We start from the raw sequence: 18,170 nt of genomic DNA, 5'->3' as shown, positions 1-18,170 counted from the left end.
AACCGCTGGCTGGAACGACAAATTTAGGGCACAGGTGTTCTTTGGCTTATAAGTAATCAAAGTATGCTCCGCCCCTGTACTGCCACCGCCGTCATTATTTCCTCAGTCATGAGGAGTTTCTACACTTCACCATTATTACCGCGGTTGTCACCATCATCATTTAAATATCCTTTTATTTATAGTTCGAGTTTGTACCTAAAATCAATTATTGCAAATTGTTTTTAAATTGTAAAATTAAAGTGGTTTTTCAGCCGTGTGCTATGTTGAAAAGGGGGCTTAGATTAGAAAGTAGGATGTCTGGGAAGCTAAGGGAAATAAATAAGTTTTCAGAAAAGATAAGCCAACCGGTCTGTCTCGGCTGGCTTATCAGATAAGAAATTATTGCGAGATCTGTAAACGTAGATAGTCGTAGATCTTGCTAAAGAATCCACCTTCTTGGATCTCTTCAAGCGTAACCAGCGGGTATTGTGCTACGTCTTCACCCTCAAGCTGTAAGAACAAAGTACCAACCTTAGTGCCTTTTGCTAGCGGCGCTTCGAGTGTTTTATCTAGCTCAAAGTTAGCCTTTAAGTTCTTGCTTTGACCACGTGGAATAGTGATTGGCGTGTCTTCCATAATGCCAAGCGATACGGTTTCTTTGTTACCCATCCATACGCGCTGATCGGCAAAAGCGTCACCAGCTTGGTAAGGAGTAATGGTTTCAAAGAAACGGAAGCCGTAGTTAAGCAACTTTTTGCTTTCAACTTTACGTGCACGCTCACTCTCTGTGCCCATGACTACTGCAACAAGACGCATATCATCTTTAACCGCTGAAGTAACAAGGCTATAGCCTGCATCTGAGGTGTGGCCGGTTTTTATGCCATCCACTTCAAGGCTTGCATCCCAAAGTAATGAGTTACGGTTATATTGCTTTATGCCGTTGTATGAAAAAGACTTTTTCTTGTATAAAGCGTATTCATCAGGTACATCACGAATAAGCGCCGCCCCGAGTGTTGCCATGTCTCTTGGGGTGGTGTAATGCTCATCAGTATCTAAACCATGGCTGTTAATAAAGTGGGTATTAGTCATCCCCAGTTTTTCAGCATGCGCATTCATCAGATCGGCAAACGCACTTTCACTACCAGCAATATGCTCGGCCATTGCAACACAAGCATCATTACCTGATTGAATAATGATCCCGTGGTTTAAATCATCAACACTGACCTGCTTACCCACTTCGATAAACATCACCGATGAACCAGGAAAATTCTTAGCCCACGCTTTTTCGCTAATGGTGACCTGATCAGATGGACTAATGTTACCTGCCGCGATTTCAGTACCAATAACATAACTGGTCATCATTTTGGTTAAACTTGCTGGCGCTAGCTTAGTATCGGCTTCACCTTCTGCAATCACCTTTCCAGTTGTGAAATCTACAAGGAAATAGCCTTTCGCATTGATCTGCGGCGGCGAAGGAATAATTTGTGCGCTGGCACTCATAATAGAGAAAGTGCACACCAGTCCAAGGACTTTTTTAACGATTTTTGGTTTGATAGAAGTCATTATGCTCGCTTTTTTGTTTATCGGCATTCATTGCGGTTATTCTAAAGTTCCTGCTCACTGTAAAGCAAGAAAGCACGACTAAATTGACCTTGTTGTAAGGTTTTTAGTAAAGATTGTGCTTGATTGTCGTCGGTAATTGGGCCGACTCTAAGCTTGTACAGGTTGTTTTCAAACGTGATGGGTGTACCTAACCCGAATTCTTGTTTTAACTGACCTGCTAATAACTGTATGTTCTCAAGTTTACTGCCAGCAGCAACTTGTACATAGGTTAGCCTTGGAGACTCGCGCGATAGAGTAATGGCTTCGACCTTAACGCGCGCTGTACCCTGAAGGTGATAGCCTAGCTTATAGGCTGCTGCGTAAGATAGGTCGATTAATCTATCGTCGTGGAATGGACCTCGGTCGTTAATTCTAACGATGGCAGAGCGTCCGTTGTCTAAGTTTGTTACTTTAGCGAAGCTAGGGAGTGGCAGTGTTTTATGTGCCGCTGTCATATCGAACATATTAAAAATTTCACCATTGGAGGTGTGGTAGCCGTGGAATTTACGGCCATACCAAGAGGCGATACCTTGTTGCTGATACCCATGCTCGTCCGAAATTGGCGTGTAACGTTTTCCAAGTACCGTGTAGGGGCGATTGGCACTCACGCTCTTTTTCTCGTTGGTGACAATGGCATCTTGCATTTCCAGTTCGGTAGGTTCGCGCAATGGCGCTTTATCATGACGAATATGATAACGGCTACCACAAGCGCTGAGCACGCTTAACAGGGCCAATACTAAAACCAGTTTTGAAATTAGGGTAATACGAACTGTCATTATTTTAACAACATCCTCTTATCTGTTGCGATTGCCATAATAATGCCAAAACCGGCCATTAAGGTCACCATCGATGTGCCACCATAGCTAATTAGGGGCAGTGGTACACCTACTACTGGCAAAAGACCAGAAACCATTCCAATATTTACAAAAACATAGACGAAGAAGGTCAACGTCAGTGCTCCCGCAAGCAGTTTACTGAAAGCGTCTTGTGCTTGCACTGCGATATACAATCCACGACCAATTATAAAAAGATACAAGCTGAGTAAAATAGTGACGCCCAACAAGCCAAATTCTTCGCTCAGCACCGAGAAGATAAAGTCGGTATGGCGCTCGGGTAAAAACTCTAATTGAGATTGGGTGCCATGTAGCCAACCTTTGCCTTCCACGCCACCGGAGCCTATCGCAATTTTCGATTGGATTATATGGTAACCAGAGCCCAGCGGGTCGCTTTCTGGATCTAAAAAGGTCAGAACACGTTGCTTTTGATAGGCATGCATTCCGTAATGCCAAAACGCATAGCCGCCGGGGACCGCAAGTAACAAACCAGAGCCGATTAAACGCCAACTTAACCCAGCTAAAAAGAGCGCAAAAATACCTGAGCTGGCGATTAAGATAGAAGTACCTAAGTCGGGTTGCTCTTTGATCAGGATAGTTGGCACTAACACAATCACAAAGCCGATTGTTAAATTCAAAATACTAGGAGGTAAGTGAGAGCGGCCAATAAACCAAGCGACCGTCATGGGCACTGCTAGCTTCATTATTTCAGAAGGTTGAAAGCGGGTTACACCTAAATCGAGCCAGCGCTGAGCCCCTTTACTACTGACTCCAAAAAACAGCACGGCGACGAGCATACCAAGCCCTAAAAGGTAAACGGGAATTGCCACACGCTTAAGTGTATTGGGGGAAAACTGCGCCATAAATAGCATGGCAACTAACGCACCAAACATGCGTGTGCCGTGGCGCATCATCATGCCCATATCTTGTCCACTAGCACTATAAACAATCGCGAGACTACCAATCATCATAGTGATCAAGGCTGCAAATAACGGTAGGTCGATATGGACTTTTTCAAATAGCGAACGCGGCTTATTCAGCGGGCTCATTGCTGTTGCTCCTTATCAAGCGGGTAGGCTGAAAAGTAATAATCCATCACTTGTCGTGCCATTGGCGCTGCGATAGCACTACCACCACCTTGGTTTTCGACAACCACAGTGATAACAATTTGAGGGTCATCAAAAGGTGCAAAACCTACGTAGATACCATTGTCTCTGTGTTTTTCTTTTAGCTTTTTGGCATCGTATCTTTCGCCCTGAGCAATGCTGACAACTTGTGCGGTACCTGTTTTACCTGCGTGGTCATAGGTCACGCCCTTAAATGCGCTTTTTGCGGTACCTATTTTTACTGTGTTGTGCATGGCTTTTAATGCAATATCCCAGTGATAAGGGTTTTTCAACACAACGGGTGGTTTTTCTTCCGTAAATAGTTGTTCCACTTCAGTGTCTTGCTTAGAAATTTGTACTAAGTGCGGTTGGCGGTGTATACCTTTATTGACCAAAATGCTCAGCGAGTTCGCTATTTGCATTGGCGTGGCAGTCCAGTAGCCTTGTCCTATCCCAACAGAAATCGTATCTCCCGGGTACCACGACTCTTTAAAACGTTCTCTTTTCCATTCTACCGATGGCAAAATGGCAGAGGTTTCTTCATGAATATCGATACCCGAAAGCTCACCAAAGCCAAACTGGTTCATAAAGTCGCTAATTTTGGTTATGCCGAGTTTATATGCGGTTTCGTAAAAATAGGTGTCACAAGACTGTTCAATAGCCTTATACACATCAACATGCTCATGGCCCCAAGGGCGCCAGTCACGCCATTTATGTTTTACATTGGGAATTTGAAAAAAGCCGGGATCCCAAATTTTGGTTGTTTCGGTGACAACACCTTCTTCCAGTGCAAGCACTGCAAGATGGGGTTTCACTGTGGAAGCAGGAGCATAACGGCCTTGAGTTGCACGGTTGATAAGCGGTCTGTCTGGGTTGAGTAAGGCTCGATAGTCTTTGCCGCTGATCCCGTGAACGAACAGATTCGGGTCGTAACTTGGGTTAGAATAGAGCGCTAAAATTCCGCCGTCGCGTGGATCCATAACGATGATCGCGCCTCGGGTGTCTTTTAGTACATGTTGGACGATTTGTTGCAAGCCGATATCAAGCGTTAGCACCAAGTCTTTACCTGGTTGTGGCGTTTCCATGCTTAGCGTGCGAATGATACGGCCGCGATTATTCACCTCGACGCGGCGAGAGCCCACAATACCGTGTAGCTGTTCTTCATAAAACTTCTCGACGCCGAGCTTACCGATATCATGAGTGGCACGATAGTTAGTGTCTTTGCCTGCTAGTTCGAGGTCAAAGAGTTCCTCTTTATTGAGCTTTGCGACATAGCCAAGGGCGTGTGTGAGGGTATCGCCATAAGGATAATAACGGGACAATCGAGCTTCAACACTAAAGCCTGGCAAACGGTGTTGGTTAACCGAAAGAATCGCAACTTCTTCTTCATTCAGACGACCCTTTAATACTTGGCTTTTGAAGCGACGGTTATGCTTGATTTCCTTTTTGAAATCTTCTACTTCTTGCTCAGAAATTTCGATGAGTTGACGTACAGAAGCTAATGATGCTTCGAGATCTTCGACATCTTCTGGGATCACTTCAAGGTTGTAAACAGGGCGGTTTTCGGCGAGCAAGACACCATTGCGGTCGTAAATCAGACCACGATTAGGGGCGACCGGAATGACTTTAATACGGTTATCGTTGGAGCGGGTGCGATAGGTCTCGTGCTCGGTTACCTGAAGCTTGTAGACATTGTGAAACAAGATCCCAACAATAATAACGACAAAAACAAAGCCGACAAAGGCCCGTCTCGCAAAGAGGTTAGCCTCGGCAGAATGATCCCTAATCGTCGGCCGTTTTTTTATCATTATTATTCTCTGTGGTAAGGGTGATTGTTATTTAAACTCCAGCCGCGATACAAGCTCTCGGCAACCACTATACGCACCAAAGGGTGGGGTAGGGTTAAGTTTGATAATGACCATTTTTGTTCAGCCGCAGCAATACATTCTGGTGCAAGCCCTTCAGGGCCGCCAATCAGTAAGCTAACATCACGACCGTCCAACTGCCACTTTTCCATATTGCTCGCAAGTTGGTGTGTATCCCATGGCTTGCCAGTCACTTCTAAGGTTACGATGCGATTGCCTTTTGGAATAGCGGCTAAGGTTTTTTCACCTTCTTGTTGCAAAATGCGTTTAATATCTGCGTTTTTCCCCCGTTTGCCAGCGCTAATTTCAATTAACTCCAGTGGCATATCTTTGGGAAAGCGTCTTTGATATTCGGTGAAGCCAGTTTCAACCCACTTCGGCATTTTGGTACCTACTGCAATGAGTTGGATCTTCACATTAGCCCCACAGCTTTTCTAGGTCATAAAAATCACGGGTTTGGTCTTGCATTACGTGAACAACAACGTCGCCCAAATCAACCAATACCCACTCACCAACGTCTTGACCTTCTTGGCCAATTGGTGTTTCTCCAGCATGACGTGCTTCTTTTGCGACATGATCGGCAATCGATTGTACATGGCGTTTTGAGGTGCCTGTACAGATCACTAAGTAATCGGTGATTGAAGAAGTTTCGCGAACGTCGAGCTTAACAATATCACGCGCTTTCATATCATCTACTTTGTCTAGCGCGAAATCTAATAACTGTTGTGAATCCAAGTTTTTGTCTCTGTATTTCAAATAATCGGCGATTTTAACATGCTTTATAGGGTTAATCAGCATACAAGCCATGGCTATTTATATAATCTATGACAGAAGCAGGCAGCCAATGTTCCAAATATTCTTTGTCATGCTGTGCAATTGCAGCTCTTATTGTACTCGATGCAATGTCTTTTTGCTCACCGTGAAGGAAATAGCAATGTCCAGCCTTGGTGGTTTGGAGCTTATTTAAGTTATCTGTGCGTGCTTTGGCTAAATAAGCCGAGACTTTAGCATCTGGTGAGCAATGTTCTTTTGGGCGTTGATACACCACAAGATGGCACAGCTTTGTGATTTCTTGCCATTGATACCAAGTGTGCAGGCTATTAAACGAGTCCATACCCATTAAAAATAAAATCGGCTGGTCCTGATATTCGTTACGTAGTTCTTGCAGGGTTAGCAGGCTGTAAGAGGGTCCTTGTCGGTCAAGCTCACGTCTATCAATAACCAGTTTTTGTTGCCCTGATAGCAAATTTGCAACCATCGCTAGGCGATGCTCGTCACTGATGCTGGGCTTTTGCTTATGAACCGGTATGGCACAAGGTAAAAACTTTAACTCAGCCAGACTTAACTCGTCGACGCAACGCATCGCCATATTTAAATGACCTAAATGCGGAGGATCAAAAGTACCACCAAACAAAGCTATCATACATGCTCACTCTGGCTAATTGGTAGCGGCATCGTGATAGGTGTAGCAAAGGCCAGCGCGATGTGTGCTAGAGCTTGATATGGCGCAGTGAGCCTGGCTTCTTTATATGCGGTATCAAAGTCTGCCATCATACAAAGCAACTGTTTCATCTGCTCTAGCGTTAATCTATCTAACGCTTGCTGCGTGATGGTTTGCTGATTTTTCCAGACATTATGCTTTTTATAGGCATCTGCAAGAGTAGTGCCGGTTTGCCACAAGGTTTTAACACCCAGCAGGGTGCGTGCTTGGTTTTGCAAGGTCCAGAGAATACTCGCGGGCTCTACATTATCGCTTGCGAGCTTATTCAATACTTTGATGATTTGTTTAGGGTTGCCACTTAGCAATCCGGTATTTAAATCAAAGATATCGAACTTAGATTGATTTAATAAGCCGCTCAGCAATTGCTGTTCATCAACCGGGTTTTTACCAAATAGTAAGGAGAGCTTTTCGAGCTCCTGATGCGTTGCAAGCAAGTTGCCTTCTGTGGCGACGAGGAGGGCGCGCTTGCCTTGTGGAGACACCGACAGCTTCAGCCGCTTACATTCGTCATCAAACCAACGTTCAAGATGACGGCCCGTTAACGCATAGCAAGGGACGAACAGGCCTTTAGGCTCTAATGCTTTGAACCAAGCTGTGCGTTGAATGTCTTGACCCGCGCCCAGTCCTTTAAAAATAACAACGACATCTGGATTGAGCTGTTCGGCCAAAGACTTCAAAACTGCAACACCTTGGGTAGGAACTTTTTGCTCGTTAAAGTCGAACTCGATGAGCGTACGCGCACTGAACAAAGACATACTGTTGTACTGCGCACTGAGCTCTTGCCAGTCAAATCCCGGAAGTAGAGCAAATTTAATGACTTCGTCAAAGCCTTGTTGCTTAGCTGCGGTTCGTATGGCAAGTGCACATTCGCCTTGCTGAAAGGGTTCTTCACCAAAGACCAGATAAAAAGGGGCAAGCCCTTTATTTAGGTAATTGGAGAGTTGATTGGTATAACAACGCATTACAGTTGCGACAACTCTCGAATAATACGTTGGCTTGCAAGACGACGCATCTCGGTTAGGATCAGCTCAAGCTCTTTTGCTTTTGCTAATGCATTGTCTGGGTCGTCCTGATAGTTGCGATACAGCTCGAACATTTGTTTAACGGGTTCTTGGCCCGGACGACTCAAACGGTATGACACGCGATATGCCAGTTCATACTGAGCAACTTGACCATTTTTGAACAAACTGAGTGTTTGACGTTCAAGTGAGTCATTGTACAAGTACAACTCAGCGGCTTGTTTGGTATTTTTTGGCGTAAGGGATACCTGAGCGCGCTGAAGATCGGACTGTAGCTGTTCAAACAAGGCTGAACGCTTGTCGTCACCGCTTAAGGTGATTTCTTTTAGATCGTCAGGCAGATAAGAGGCTTGCTTGAGGTGAAAACCACAGCTCGCCACGAACAAGCAAGCTAGCAAAACTGCTAGCTTGCTGGTGTGCCAAAATAGGCTACGCATCTTAGTTTGCAACCACATTAAGTAGCTTACCAGGAACATAGATCACCTTACGGATGGTCTTGCCGTCAGTAAACTTAGTGACGTTTTCTTCGCTAAATGCAATCGCTTCAACTTGTTCTTGCGTTGCATCTGCCGCCACGGTGATTTTAGAGCGCAGTTTACCGTTGACTTGTACAACGATAAGCTTTTCATCTTCAACGAGCGCACTTTGGTCAACAACAGGCCATGCCGCATCAAGGATATCGCCAGCTTTGCCTAGCTCAGCCCATAATTCGTGACACATGTGCGGTGTGATAGGCGCAAGCATGATCACCATGGCTTCTAGCGCTTCGTTTGCTAGTGCAATGTCTTGCTCATCGCTCAGTGGCGCTTTGATAAGCTTGTTTGAAAGCTCCATCACCGCCGCAATTGCCGTGTTGAACGTTTGACGGCGTTCGATATCGTCTGTCACTTTTGCAATGGCTTTGTGGATATCGCGACGTAGTGTCTTTTGCGCTGCATTTAGTTTGCTTAAATCAAGCTCGGCAGTGCCTGCTTGCTTTACGTCAACCGCGTATTTCCAAATACGACGAAGGAAACGGTGCGCACCTTCAACGCCTGAGTCAGACCATTCAAGCGTTTGCTCTGGTGGAGCCGTAAACATCATGAATAAGCGAACCGTGTCAGCGCCGTATTGCTTGATAACCGTTTGCGGGTCAATACCATTGTTCTTCGACTTAGACATTTTGCTCATGCCTGCAGAGAATACCGGCTCGCCGTCTTCTTTATGCCACGCTTTAGTGATGCGGCCTTTGTCGTCAGTCTCAGTTAATACGTCAGTTGGTGCGATCCAAATATCGCCGCCTTTCTCGTCTTTGCGGTAGTAAGTGTCCGCAAGTACCATGCCTTGACACAGTAGACGCTCAAATGGCTCATCAGAGTTTACTAAACCGAAATCACGTAGCAACTTGTGGAAGAAGCGCGAGTACAACAAGTGCAAGATAGCGTGCTCAATACCACCAATATATTGGTTTACTGGTAGCCAGTAGTTTGCAGCACCTGGTTCAAGCATACCTTCATCGTAGCGTGGGCTACAGTAACGTGCATAGTACCAAGATGATTCCATAAAGGTGTCGAATGTATCGGTTTCGTGGAATACCGCTTCACCATTTATTGTTGCTTTTGCCCATTCTGGATCTGCTTTAATCGGTGAAGTTACTCCATTCATGACTACGTCTTCAGGTAGACGAACAGGGAGCATGTCTTCAGGTGCAGCAAGCTCAGAACCATCTTCTTTGTTTAACATTGGGATTGGCGAACCCCAGTAACGCTGGCGGCTTACACCCCAATCGCGAAGACGGAAGTTTACTTTACGTTTACCTACGCCAAGTGATTCTAGTTTAGTCGCGATGGCGTTAAATGCGCCTTCAAAGTCTAGGCCATCGAACTCGCCAGAGTTTATAAGCGTACCTTTTTCGATAAATGCCGCTTCAGCCAGATTAGCTTCTACTTCTGCGCCGGCTAGAGGTTGAATAACTTGTTTGATCTCAAGACCATAAGCGGTTGCAAACTCATAGTCACGTTGGTCGTGACCCGGTACTGCCATCACGGCACCTGAGCCGTAATCCATTAGTACAAAGTTAGCCACCCAAATTGGCACTTCTTGTCCTGTGAGTGGGTGGATAGCTGTAAAGCCAGTTGCGATGCCTTTTTTCTCCATTGTTGCCATATCCGCTTCGGCAACTTTGGTGTTTTTGCACTCTTCAACAAAACGAGAGATCGCATCACTGTTTTTCGCCGCTTCTTGAGCGATTGGGTGACCTGCCGCAACTGCCACATAAGTCACGCCCATAAAGGTATCAGGGCGGGTGGTGTATACGGTGAAGCTTTCGTCGTTGTCGGCACGTTTAAAGTCGATTTCAACGCCTTCTGAGCGACCAATCCAGTTACGCTGCATGGTTTTAACTTGCTCAGGCCAGTGGTCAAGCTTGTCTAAGTCATCCAGTAACTCTTGTGCATAATCGGTGATCTTAATAAACCATTGTGGAATTTCTTTTTGCTCGACAATGGCACCAGAGCGCCAACCACGGCCGTCAATTACCTGTTCATTTGCCAGTACTGTTTGGTCAACTGGATCCCAGTTTACCGTTGACATCTTTTTATATACTAAGCCTTTTTCGTAAAGCTTAGTGAAGAACCACTGTTCCCATTTGTAATATTCAGGGTGACAAGTCGCGATTTCACGATCCCAGTCGTAACCAAAACCAAGTAACTTAAGCTGGTTGCGCATGTAGTCGATATTTTCGTAGGTCCATTTCGCCGGTGCAGTATTATTTTTAATTGCTGCGTTTTCAGCTGGAAGACCAAACGCATCCCAACCCATAGGTTGCATAACGTTTTTGCCTTGTAGGCGTTGGAAACGAGAAACCACATCACCAATGGTGTAGTTACGTACGTGACCCATGTGGAGGCGACCACTTGGATATGGGAACATTGAGAGACAGTAGTACTTCTCTTTACTTTCGTCTTCGACAACTTTGAAGGTATTGTTTTCTTCCCAGTACGACTGTACTTTGGCTTCGATATCTTGCGGGTTATATTGCTCTTGCATCTAGGTTTCCAAACATCTGGCAAAATTAATAGAAAATTGCTCGATAGCATACCCGAAATTGGCCAGCAATCACAGCACCTAGAGTGGAATTATTTTAGTCGATTGTCGCGGACGAAAGAGCGTGTTGAAGTGGAGATAAACTACGCGAAGACCAGCAGCGGTAAAAGCGTAAATTTTGTGCTGTTGCAAGTAAGAGTTATTATCACTTACTATTGCTAAATATCGAAAGAAGTTTGAGAATTCCCTTGATAAAATTGTGGTTACGCCGTGCTCACCTAGTAATGGCGCTAGTGGTTGGTGCATTTATTATTTGCTTAAGCTTAACTGGGGCACTGCTTATATACGCCAAAGATATTCAATACCTTACCCAGCCTCAGTTGTGGCGAGTTGAGCCGCAGTCTAAGCCTCTTGGGGTAGAGCAAATAGTCACCTCAGTTGAATCTACAACCGCTGAAAAAGTTTCACTGTTTATGCCTGAGCAGCAACCGGATTTGGCGTGGCAACTGAAGTTGTCTAGCGGTGATTATGTCAGCGTTAACCCCTACAGTGGCAAGATCCTTCATCGCTACGAGTATTACTCTACGCTATACGGTTATACGATGGCGCTACATCGTTGGTTGTTGTTTGAAGATGCTGACAACAAAAAGCCGCTTAGAGATTGGGTATCTATTTGTGCACTTGTACTTATTATTGAGCTAGTGCTGGGTTTTTATCTTTGGGTAAAGCCTAAAAATCGTTTGAAACGGCTAGTGATAAAACCAAAAGCTAAGCTAAGGATCCTGCTTTATCAGTTACACACCGTATTGGGTGTATATTTGCTTTTACCTATCCTGCTCATTGCTTTCAGTGGTATGGCGTTTAACTGGCAGCCGCAAACCAAGGCTGTGGTTGAGTGGTTAAGCTTTGATGAGGTCGAAGCAAGACCAAAACCGCCTACTATTGCGGTTAATTTTCATGGCTTACCCTATGATTTAAATAGCGCTACAACACGCGCGAAATCTACCTTCCCAGACAGTCAGTTGTTCCGTATCTATATGCCTGACAAAGCGTCCGACAGCATCGCTTACAGAGTTCAAAATCCAGGCGAAAGTCATGCCTATAGCTGGGTTTGGGTAAACCCTTATAACAGTGAGGTAGTGGCGCAATATGATGCATCAAAAGCGGGAGTCGCTACGCAAGTTTGGAACTTTAAGTACAAGTTTCATATTGGTGATTTTGCTGGCCCCATCGTGCAATTTGTCTGGTTAATGCTTGCCTTAGCTCCGACCTTTTTCACGGTATCCGGCCTGTATTTTTGGTTACAACGCCATCGCAGGAAGAGGTAATTAACTTCACTCTAAGTTACTGTTATGTAGATATAATTGCAAAAAGTGGTGCAGAGTAGGATAATTTTTCAGTAAAGGGTAGTGCAAATTATTCACATTCGCCTTGTTTTTACTGAGGTTTGCCAATATTATATTGCCGCTTTTTACATCATTATTATTCTAAATCCAGCAAGGATAACCATGTTAAAAACTACTCTCAGTATGGTAGCGTTGGCTGTTAGCGCAGCAGCCATTGCAGACGATACCAATGTTAAAGATCTTCAAGCTGCAGATATGGAGCATATCGTGGTCTCGGGCAGTCGTGTGTTTGAAAGCATCGATGAAGTGCCTGCCTCTATTACGATTATTAATCAAAAACAAATCGAAGATCATTTAAAAGTAAATCCAGAACTACAAAGTTTGTTATCTCAAATTGTTCCTGGTCTTGCTCCGGATACGGGTAGTTCAAGTAATACTGGGCAATCGTTGCGTGGACGTGCACCACTGGTGATGATTGATGGTGTACCTCAGTCTACACCACTACGAAATGGTTCTTTAGGTGTAAAAACACTCGATCCAAGTGCCATCGCCCGTATAGAAGTGATCAAAGGGGCAACCTCAATTTATGGCAATGGTGCTTCAGGCGGGATCATTAACTACATCACCAAGCAGGCCAAAAGCGATGGCAAACCAGAAGGTGAAATTAGCCTATCTAGCCGCTTTAGCGCAGTAAAGCTTGCAGAGAGCGCCGGTGCTCGAATTGCGGGCGCGGTTAATGGCCGCGTTGACCAATTTAGTTATTTAGTCACGGCAAGCTATGAAGAAAATGGTGTTCAGCGTGATGCTGAAGGTGATATTCTGGGTTTACAGTATGGTCTGTCGGATACTGTGACAGAAAACTATTTTACTAAGCTTGGCTATGACTTTGATGAAGACAAGCAACTGCAATTTAGCTACAACTTCTACAGTTCTCAGCAAAAAACTGACCTAGGTGATGTGTTTGGTAACATCAATTTAGGTGAAAAATCTTACGCTATTCACGTGCCACCAGCTCAGCAAAAACAAGGTAAGCCTCAAGGGCCAGAAGGTAATGAAAACATTACTTTGAAATACACCGATATAGAAGTTTTTGCTAATACACAAATGACGCTTGATGCGTATATGCAAGACATTGAGAACGTGTTCTTCTTCTCTCCAAGCTTAGCAAACCCTGATGAAGGATACACTGGCGGTCAATCTATCATCCGCTCTGAAAAAAAGGGCGCGCGTGCGACATTTAATACCTTGGTTGATTTTGACAATGTCCAAGCTACCTTCATTTATGGTATCGATGCGTTGAATGATGTGACCTCACAGCCACTTGTCGATGGTCGTATTTGGGTGCCAGAAATGGACATGGAAAGCATCGCAGGTTACCTACAGACCAAGTGGATTGTTGCGGATGACCTAGTGTTAAAAGCGGGAGTGAGACAAGAAAGCATTGATCTTGCGGTAGCTGATTACCAAACACTAAAACTTTGCCGTTCAGCGGGTCAGTGCTCTGTGCCACTTAACGTGAAAGGCGACACCATTGACTATGATGCCACAACTTACAATGTGGGTATTAAATATAACGCAAATGAAAAGTTTAGCCCATTCGCCAGTTACTCGCAGGGCTCTGATATCTCGGATATTGGCCGTCTGCTGCGCAGTGCAACGGTAGAAGACATTGGTCAAATTCAAACAGAAGCATCGATTGTTGATAACTACGAAATCGGCTTTAACTCTCAATTTGAGACGTTACGATTTGAATTTGCGGCATATAGAAGTACGTCTGAGTTTGGTACAACGAATAAATTCAATGAAGTAACCGGAGTTTATGAGCCAGTTCGAGCACCACAAAAAATATGGGGTTATGAGGCACTTGTCGATTACAAGATCAACGACACGCTAAAGCTCATTGCGACATATAGCTATGTAGAGGGTAAAGATACTGAAGCCGATACTTATCTTGGCTCTAGACAAATTAGTCCACCAAAGCTTACGGCAAACCTAAACTGGCAGCCAGTTGATGCGTTATCGATGACATTAAGCTGGTTACATGTCGGCGACCGTAAACGTTTCGAGCGGAACGATAAAGGCAACTATGTTGGCGATCAAGGTCCAATTGACAGCTATAATGTGGTTAACTTTAGTGGTCAATATCAATTCGACCAAAGTTGGCAAGCGTTTGTTGGTATTGAGAACTTATTTAACTCAGACTACTTCCCAGCTCGCGCACAAGCCTATACGTACGGTGGCTATAACATTAAAGGCCTTGGTACAACAGCAACGGTTGGCGTGAAGTATCGTTTTTAAGCTAATAGCAATGACTTTTGGCTTCATAATCTGAAGAAAAATGGGTTTGCTGAGCACCAAGTTCAGCAAACCCTAATACAATGAATGGTATATCTGGTCTACACTTAATCTATTGGCGAAACAGGAGTGTAGCAATGGCGGATTATCAAAAATGGCTGGATCAATTTTCCGATTGGCTCAAAGACGTCAAAGAACATGAAATTGACGATTTATCTAAGCGATTCTGGGAAGCGCAGAGCGCACTGAAAGACTACACCAAACAAACCTATGATGATTATAGTTACTATCTAAAACGTGACTTGGAACATCTTCTCGAAAACAAAACCTTCTACGATGAAGCGGCTTGGAGTGAACTCAAAGCCAACATCTTATTCGAAATATCCCAATTAGAAGATAGAACTCAACTTGAGTGGTCCGCACTTTTAAAAGATTTTGAACACCAAGGCATTTATAAAGAAGGTGAATGGATAGCTTTGGGACAATTAGTGTGTAAGAATTGTGGCTATAAATTAGATGTTTATTATGCCATCAAGATCCCAGCTTGCAGCGAGTGCGGGCATGGGGAATATACTAGAAAAGCATTAGCGCCCTAAAGTGTGGGCGCTCAGCTCGGGAGCACCAAGCTGAGTAGACTAACGTATGCGAATAATACAAAGAAGTTAGAATGACCAAATCTAAATTGTCGTCTGAAAAAGCACTGCCTGCGAGCCAGCTCGCGCCATCAGTTTCGTTGACTCACATAGAAAATTGTATCCAAAACCCTTACCCAGAAGCGCTACCGTTTATTGGCCAGCAGCGCGCTCAAACCGCGCTAGACTTTGCCTTGGGAATGGAGCTTCCTGGTTATAATGTGTATGTCATGGGAGAAGCGGCGCTGGGTCGTTTTACCATGGTAAAAGACAAGCTTGAGGCACACAGTAAAACTAAGCCAACGCCTAAAGAATGGTTGTACGTCAACAACTACGACGACCACCGCGAGCCTATCGCGCTATTTATGCAGGCGGGTGAAAGTAAGCAGCTTGAGGCTGATATTGACGCCTTTATCGATGAGATCTTAGATACTTTTCCTGCAGCTTTTGACAATCCGGGTTATCAACGCAAGAAAAAGTCGCTAGATAAAGAATTCGAACAAAAATACGATGCTGCGATCACCGCTGTTGAGCAGCAAGCTATGAATATGAGCGTTGCACTGATAGAAGATACGGGGACTGTTGGCTTTGCTCCTGTGGTCGATGGTAAGCAGCTCAGTGATACGGAGTTTTCGGCTTTGGACGAGCATGTTCAGGCACACTTTTTAACCGCAATAGAAACATTAGAAGATGCCCTAATCGAATCGCTTATTGAGCTGCCAAGATGGAAGCGTGAATCTTCTGAGCGCTTACGTAATCTTAAAAAAACCACCATCGAAGTTGCGACTAAACCGCTATTAAAAGCACTTGAGCATAAGTATGCCGCACACATTGGCGTGCTGCGTTATCTTAAAGATCTGAAGGTTGAAATTGTCGATGCGGTATTAGATTGGCTAGACGACGATAGTAGCAACGGCGATGAAAACAAAGATGACTTTGACTCAAAGGGAATGCTCACGGACTTTTTTGCGCCCAATATTCTGGTTGAGTTTAAAGAGGACGACCCTGCGCCTGTGGTGTATGAGCCAAATCCGACCTTTGGTAATATTTTTGGTAAGGTGGAATATGCAACCTCTCAAGGTAATTTGATCACCAGCTATCGCTCTATTCAAGCCGGTGCATTGCACCGCGCCAATGGCGGTTATCTGATCATGGATGCTGAAAAGGTCATGGCTAACGCGCAAGTGTGGGATGGCCTTAAACTGTCGTTAAAAACCCACCAAATTAAAAATGACCTACCGTATCAAGACAATTCGGTGGGCAGCAGCTTTACCTTAAAGCCGCAGTTAATTCCATTGGATGTCAAAATTATTCTTTTGGGTTCGAGAGATCTATATTACACCATAGGTGAGTACGATGAAGAGTTTGCAGAACTATTTAGAGTGCTGGCCGATTTTGATTACTATTTACCAAGCTCGGACAAAATGCAGTATCAATTTATCACTAAGGTGATGGAATACTGTAATGATACCTTGAAGATTGAGCTTAGCTCAGCGGCGCTGGCGCGTATGCTTAAATTTAGCTATCGCCAAGCGGAGCACCACAGTAAGCTTTCGGCGCGCTTTGCTGATGTTTTGGAGCTGGTGGCAGAAGCCAGTTTTTATGCCAAGCAAGATGGCGTAAACCAAATAGCCGCTAATCACATCGATGAAGCGATAGCTGGAAAAGAATATCGGACTGGGCAGTTGAGTGAAAACATGCTCAGCGATATTCAAGAAGGGCATACTTTGATTGCAACTGAAGGCACCGCAATTGGTAAGGTAAATGGCCTGACGGTACTGCATATTGGTGACACCGCATTTGGTACGCCTGCGCGTATTACCTCTACGGTATACGCGGGTGCTGACGGGGTGATTGACGTTGAACGTGAGGTAGATTTAGGTAAGTCAATTCACTCAAAAGGCGTGATGCTGCTTACGGGTTACCTAGGTAATAAGTATGCGCAAGACTTTAGCCTGACACTTAGCGCAAATATCGCCATTGAACAAAATTATGGTTTTATTGACGGTGATAGCGCATCACTTGCAGAACTTTGTGCGCTGCTATCGGCGGTGACGCAACTACCCGTAGATCAATCTTTAGCGCTCACTGGCTCAATAAACCAACACGGTGAAGTACAAGCCATTGGTGGTGTAAACGAAAAAATCGAAGGCTTCTTTAAACTCTGCAAAATGCGAGGCCTCACAGGTAAGCAAGGGGTGATTGTCCCTGAATCTAACAAGGTCAACTTAGTGTTAGATGATGAAGTGATTGCGGCTGTTGAAAAAGGCTTATTCCATGTCTACGCCGTTGCCACAGTAGATGAAGCGCTTAGCTTGTTAATGGATAGACCAGCAGGGGCGCTAAGTGATGAAGGCTATCCCGAAAACAGTATCAATGCAGTTGCAATGGCGAAACTTGAACGTATTGCAAAAGTAGTAAACGGCGATGACGACAAAGGAGAAGAAAGCCATGACGACAACTAACATTATCCTCGTTATCGTTGCACTGGTGATTGCAGTGGTGTTTTTTCGAGGTGGTCAGAAACAAAAGCAGCTTGCGCAGTTTAATCGAATTCAAGCGGCAGACTTTTTGAAAGAAAACGAAAAGCGCGCAGAGGTACATAAAACTGACTCAGGTCTTCAGTACGAAATAATCACTCAAACTGACGGCGGCAAACAGCCAAATGCAACGAGCAAAGTTAAAGTGCATTATCATGGCACTTTACTTGATGGCTCCGTATTCGACAGTTCGGTACTGCGTGACCAACCCATCAGTTTTGGACTTAATCAAGTGATCCCGGGTTGGACCGAAGGTGTGCAGTTGATGAGCGAAGGGGATAAATACCGCTTCTGGATTGGTCCGGATCTAGGCTACGGTGACCGCGCAGCAGGTAAAATCGAACCGGGTTCGTTATTAGTGTTTGAAGTTGAGCTGCTCGCGGTAGAGTGATGATCTCAAAGCGATGAGTCCCTAGCAGCTATCTTTA

General features: G+C 44.7%; 15 protein-coding genes. 5 read left to right on the top strand and 10 right to left on the bottom strand.

The annotated features are described in order from the left end of the window. Window positions 1–378: 378 nt before the first annotated feature. From NO992_RS21570 to leuS, 10 genes are read right to left on the bottom strand one after another with little or no spacing between them, the layout of a single operon-like run. The gene (locus NO992_RS21570) at window positions 379–1,542 is read right to left on the bottom strand and encodes a serine hydrolase (RefSeq protein WP_010372052.1); all 1,164 of its coding nucleotides are present in this window, start codon (window positions 1,540–1,542) and stop codon (window positions 379–381) included. A 41-nt stretch (window positions 1,543–1,583) separates the two neighbouring features. Next, complete coding sequence (locus NO992_RS21565; RefSeq protein WP_253105514.1) at window positions 1,584–2,357, bottom strand: septal ring lytic transglycosylase RlpA family protein; 774 nt, start codon at window positions 2,355–2,357, stop codon at window positions 1,584–1,586. Next, window positions 2,357–3,463: a rod shape-determining protein RodA gene (rodA, locus tag NO992_RS21560; RefSeq protein WP_017216356.1), complete on the bottom strand. Its 1,107-nt coding sequence runs from the start codon at window positions 3,461–3,463 to the stop codon at window positions 2,357–2,359. Before rodA ends, NO992_RS21565 begins: the two co-directional genes overlap by 1 nt. After that, window positions 3,460–5,328, bottom strand: coding sequence for a penicillin-binding protein 2 (gene mrdA, locus NO992_RS21555; protein ID WP_371380408.1), 1,869 nt, complete (start codon window positions 5,326–5,328; stop codon window positions 3,460–3,462). Before mrdA ends, rodA begins: the two co-directional genes overlap by 4 nt. A gap of 2 nt (window positions 5,329–5,330) precedes the next feature. Continuing rightward, the gene (gene rlmH / locus NO992_RS21550; protein ID WP_010372039.1) at window positions 5,331–5,801 is read right to left on the bottom strand and encodes a 23S rRNA (pseudouridine(1915)-N(3))-methyltransferase RlmH; all 471 of its coding nucleotides are present in this window, start codon (window positions 5,799–5,801) and stop codon (window positions 5,331–5,333) included. Between the two features lies 1 nt (window position 5,802). Continuing rightward, a complete protein-coding gene (gene rsfS, locus NO992_RS21545) occupies window positions 5,803–6,120 on the bottom strand; it encodes a ribosome silencing factor (RefSeq protein ID WP_010372036.1) in 318 nt (105 codons plus the stop codon). 52 nt (window positions 6,121–6,172) lie between these two features. After that, the gene (nadD, locus tag NO992_RS21540) at window positions 6,173–6,808 is read right to left on the bottom strand and encodes a nicotinate-nucleotide adenylyltransferase (RefSeq protein WP_253105515.1); all 636 of its coding nucleotides are present in this window, start codon (window positions 6,806–6,808) and stop codon (window positions 6,173–6,175) included. Next, entirely contained in the window at window positions 6,805–7,848 is a 1,044-nt protein-coding gene (gene holA, locus NO992_RS21535; protein ID WP_371380405.1) for a DNA polymerase III subunit delta, read from the bottom strand. Before holA ends, nadD begins: the two co-directional genes overlap by 4 nt. Then, window positions 7,848–8,360, bottom strand: a complete 513-nt coding sequence (lptE, locus tag NO992_RS21530) for an LPS assembly lipoprotein LptE (protein WP_017216350.1) — start codon at window positions 8,358–8,360, stop codon at window positions 7,848–7,850. Before lptE ends, holA begins: the two co-directional genes overlap by 1 nt. After that, window positions 8,344–10,932, bottom strand: coding sequence for a leucine--tRNA ligase (gene leuS / locus NO992_RS21525; RefSeq protein ID WP_371380403.1), 2,589 nt, complete (start codon window positions 10,930–10,932; stop codon window positions 8,344–8,346). Before leuS ends, lptE begins: the two co-directional genes overlap by 17 nt. 248 nt (window positions 10,933–11,180) lie before the next feature. On the opposite strand from leuS, the gene NO992_RS21520 reads away from it, so the two are divergent. From NO992_RS21520 to NO992_RS21500, 5 genes are all read left to right on the top strand, one after another. Further along, window positions 11,181–12,257 (top strand): PepSY-associated TM helix domain-containing protein, encoded by a 1,077-nt coding sequence (locus tag NO992_RS21520; protein WP_371380414.1) that lies wholly within the window; start codon window positions 11,181–11,183, stop codon window positions 12,255–12,257. Between the two features lie 180 nt (window positions 12,258–12,437). After that, window positions 12,438–14,573, top strand: a complete 2,136-nt coding sequence (locus NO992_RS21515; protein ID WP_371380401.1) for a TonB-dependent receptor — start codon at window positions 12,438–12,440, stop codon at window positions 14,571–14,573. A 134-nt stretch (window positions 14,574–14,707) separates the two neighbouring features. After that, on the top strand, window positions 14,708–15,166 hold the full coding sequence (locus tag NO992_RS21510; protein WP_010372012.1) for a hypothetical protein: 459 nt from the start codon (window positions 14,708–14,710) through the stop codon (window positions 15,164–15,166). Between the two features lie 71 nt (window positions 15,167–15,237). After that, the gene (locus NO992_RS21505; protein ID WP_371380399.1) at window positions 15,238–17,667 is read left to right on the top strand and encodes a Lon protease family protein; all 2,430 of its coding nucleotides are present in this window, start codon (window positions 15,238–15,240) and stop codon (window positions 17,665–17,667) included. Beyond that, on the top strand, window positions 17,654–18,133 hold the full coding sequence (locus tag NO992_RS21500; protein ID WP_017216344.1) for an FKBP-type peptidyl-prolyl cis-trans isomerase: 480 nt from the start codon (window positions 17,654–17,656) through the stop codon (window positions 18,131–18,133). The genes NO992_RS21505 and NO992_RS21500 overlap by 14 nt, the downstream gene beginning before the upstream one ends. Window positions 18,134–18,170: the final 37 nt, after the last annotated feature.

The sequence above is a fragment of the Pseudoalteromonas sp. DY56-GL79 genome (genome assembly GCF_041414765.1).
In the GTDB taxonomy this organism is placed as follows: domain Bacteria; phylum Pseudomonadota; class Gammaproteobacteria; order Enterobacterales; family Alteromonadaceae; genus Pseudoalteromonas; species Pseudoalteromonas piscicida.
Note: the sequence above shows the minus strand (reverse complement) of the source record. Positions and strands in the feature narration are given on the sequence as shown.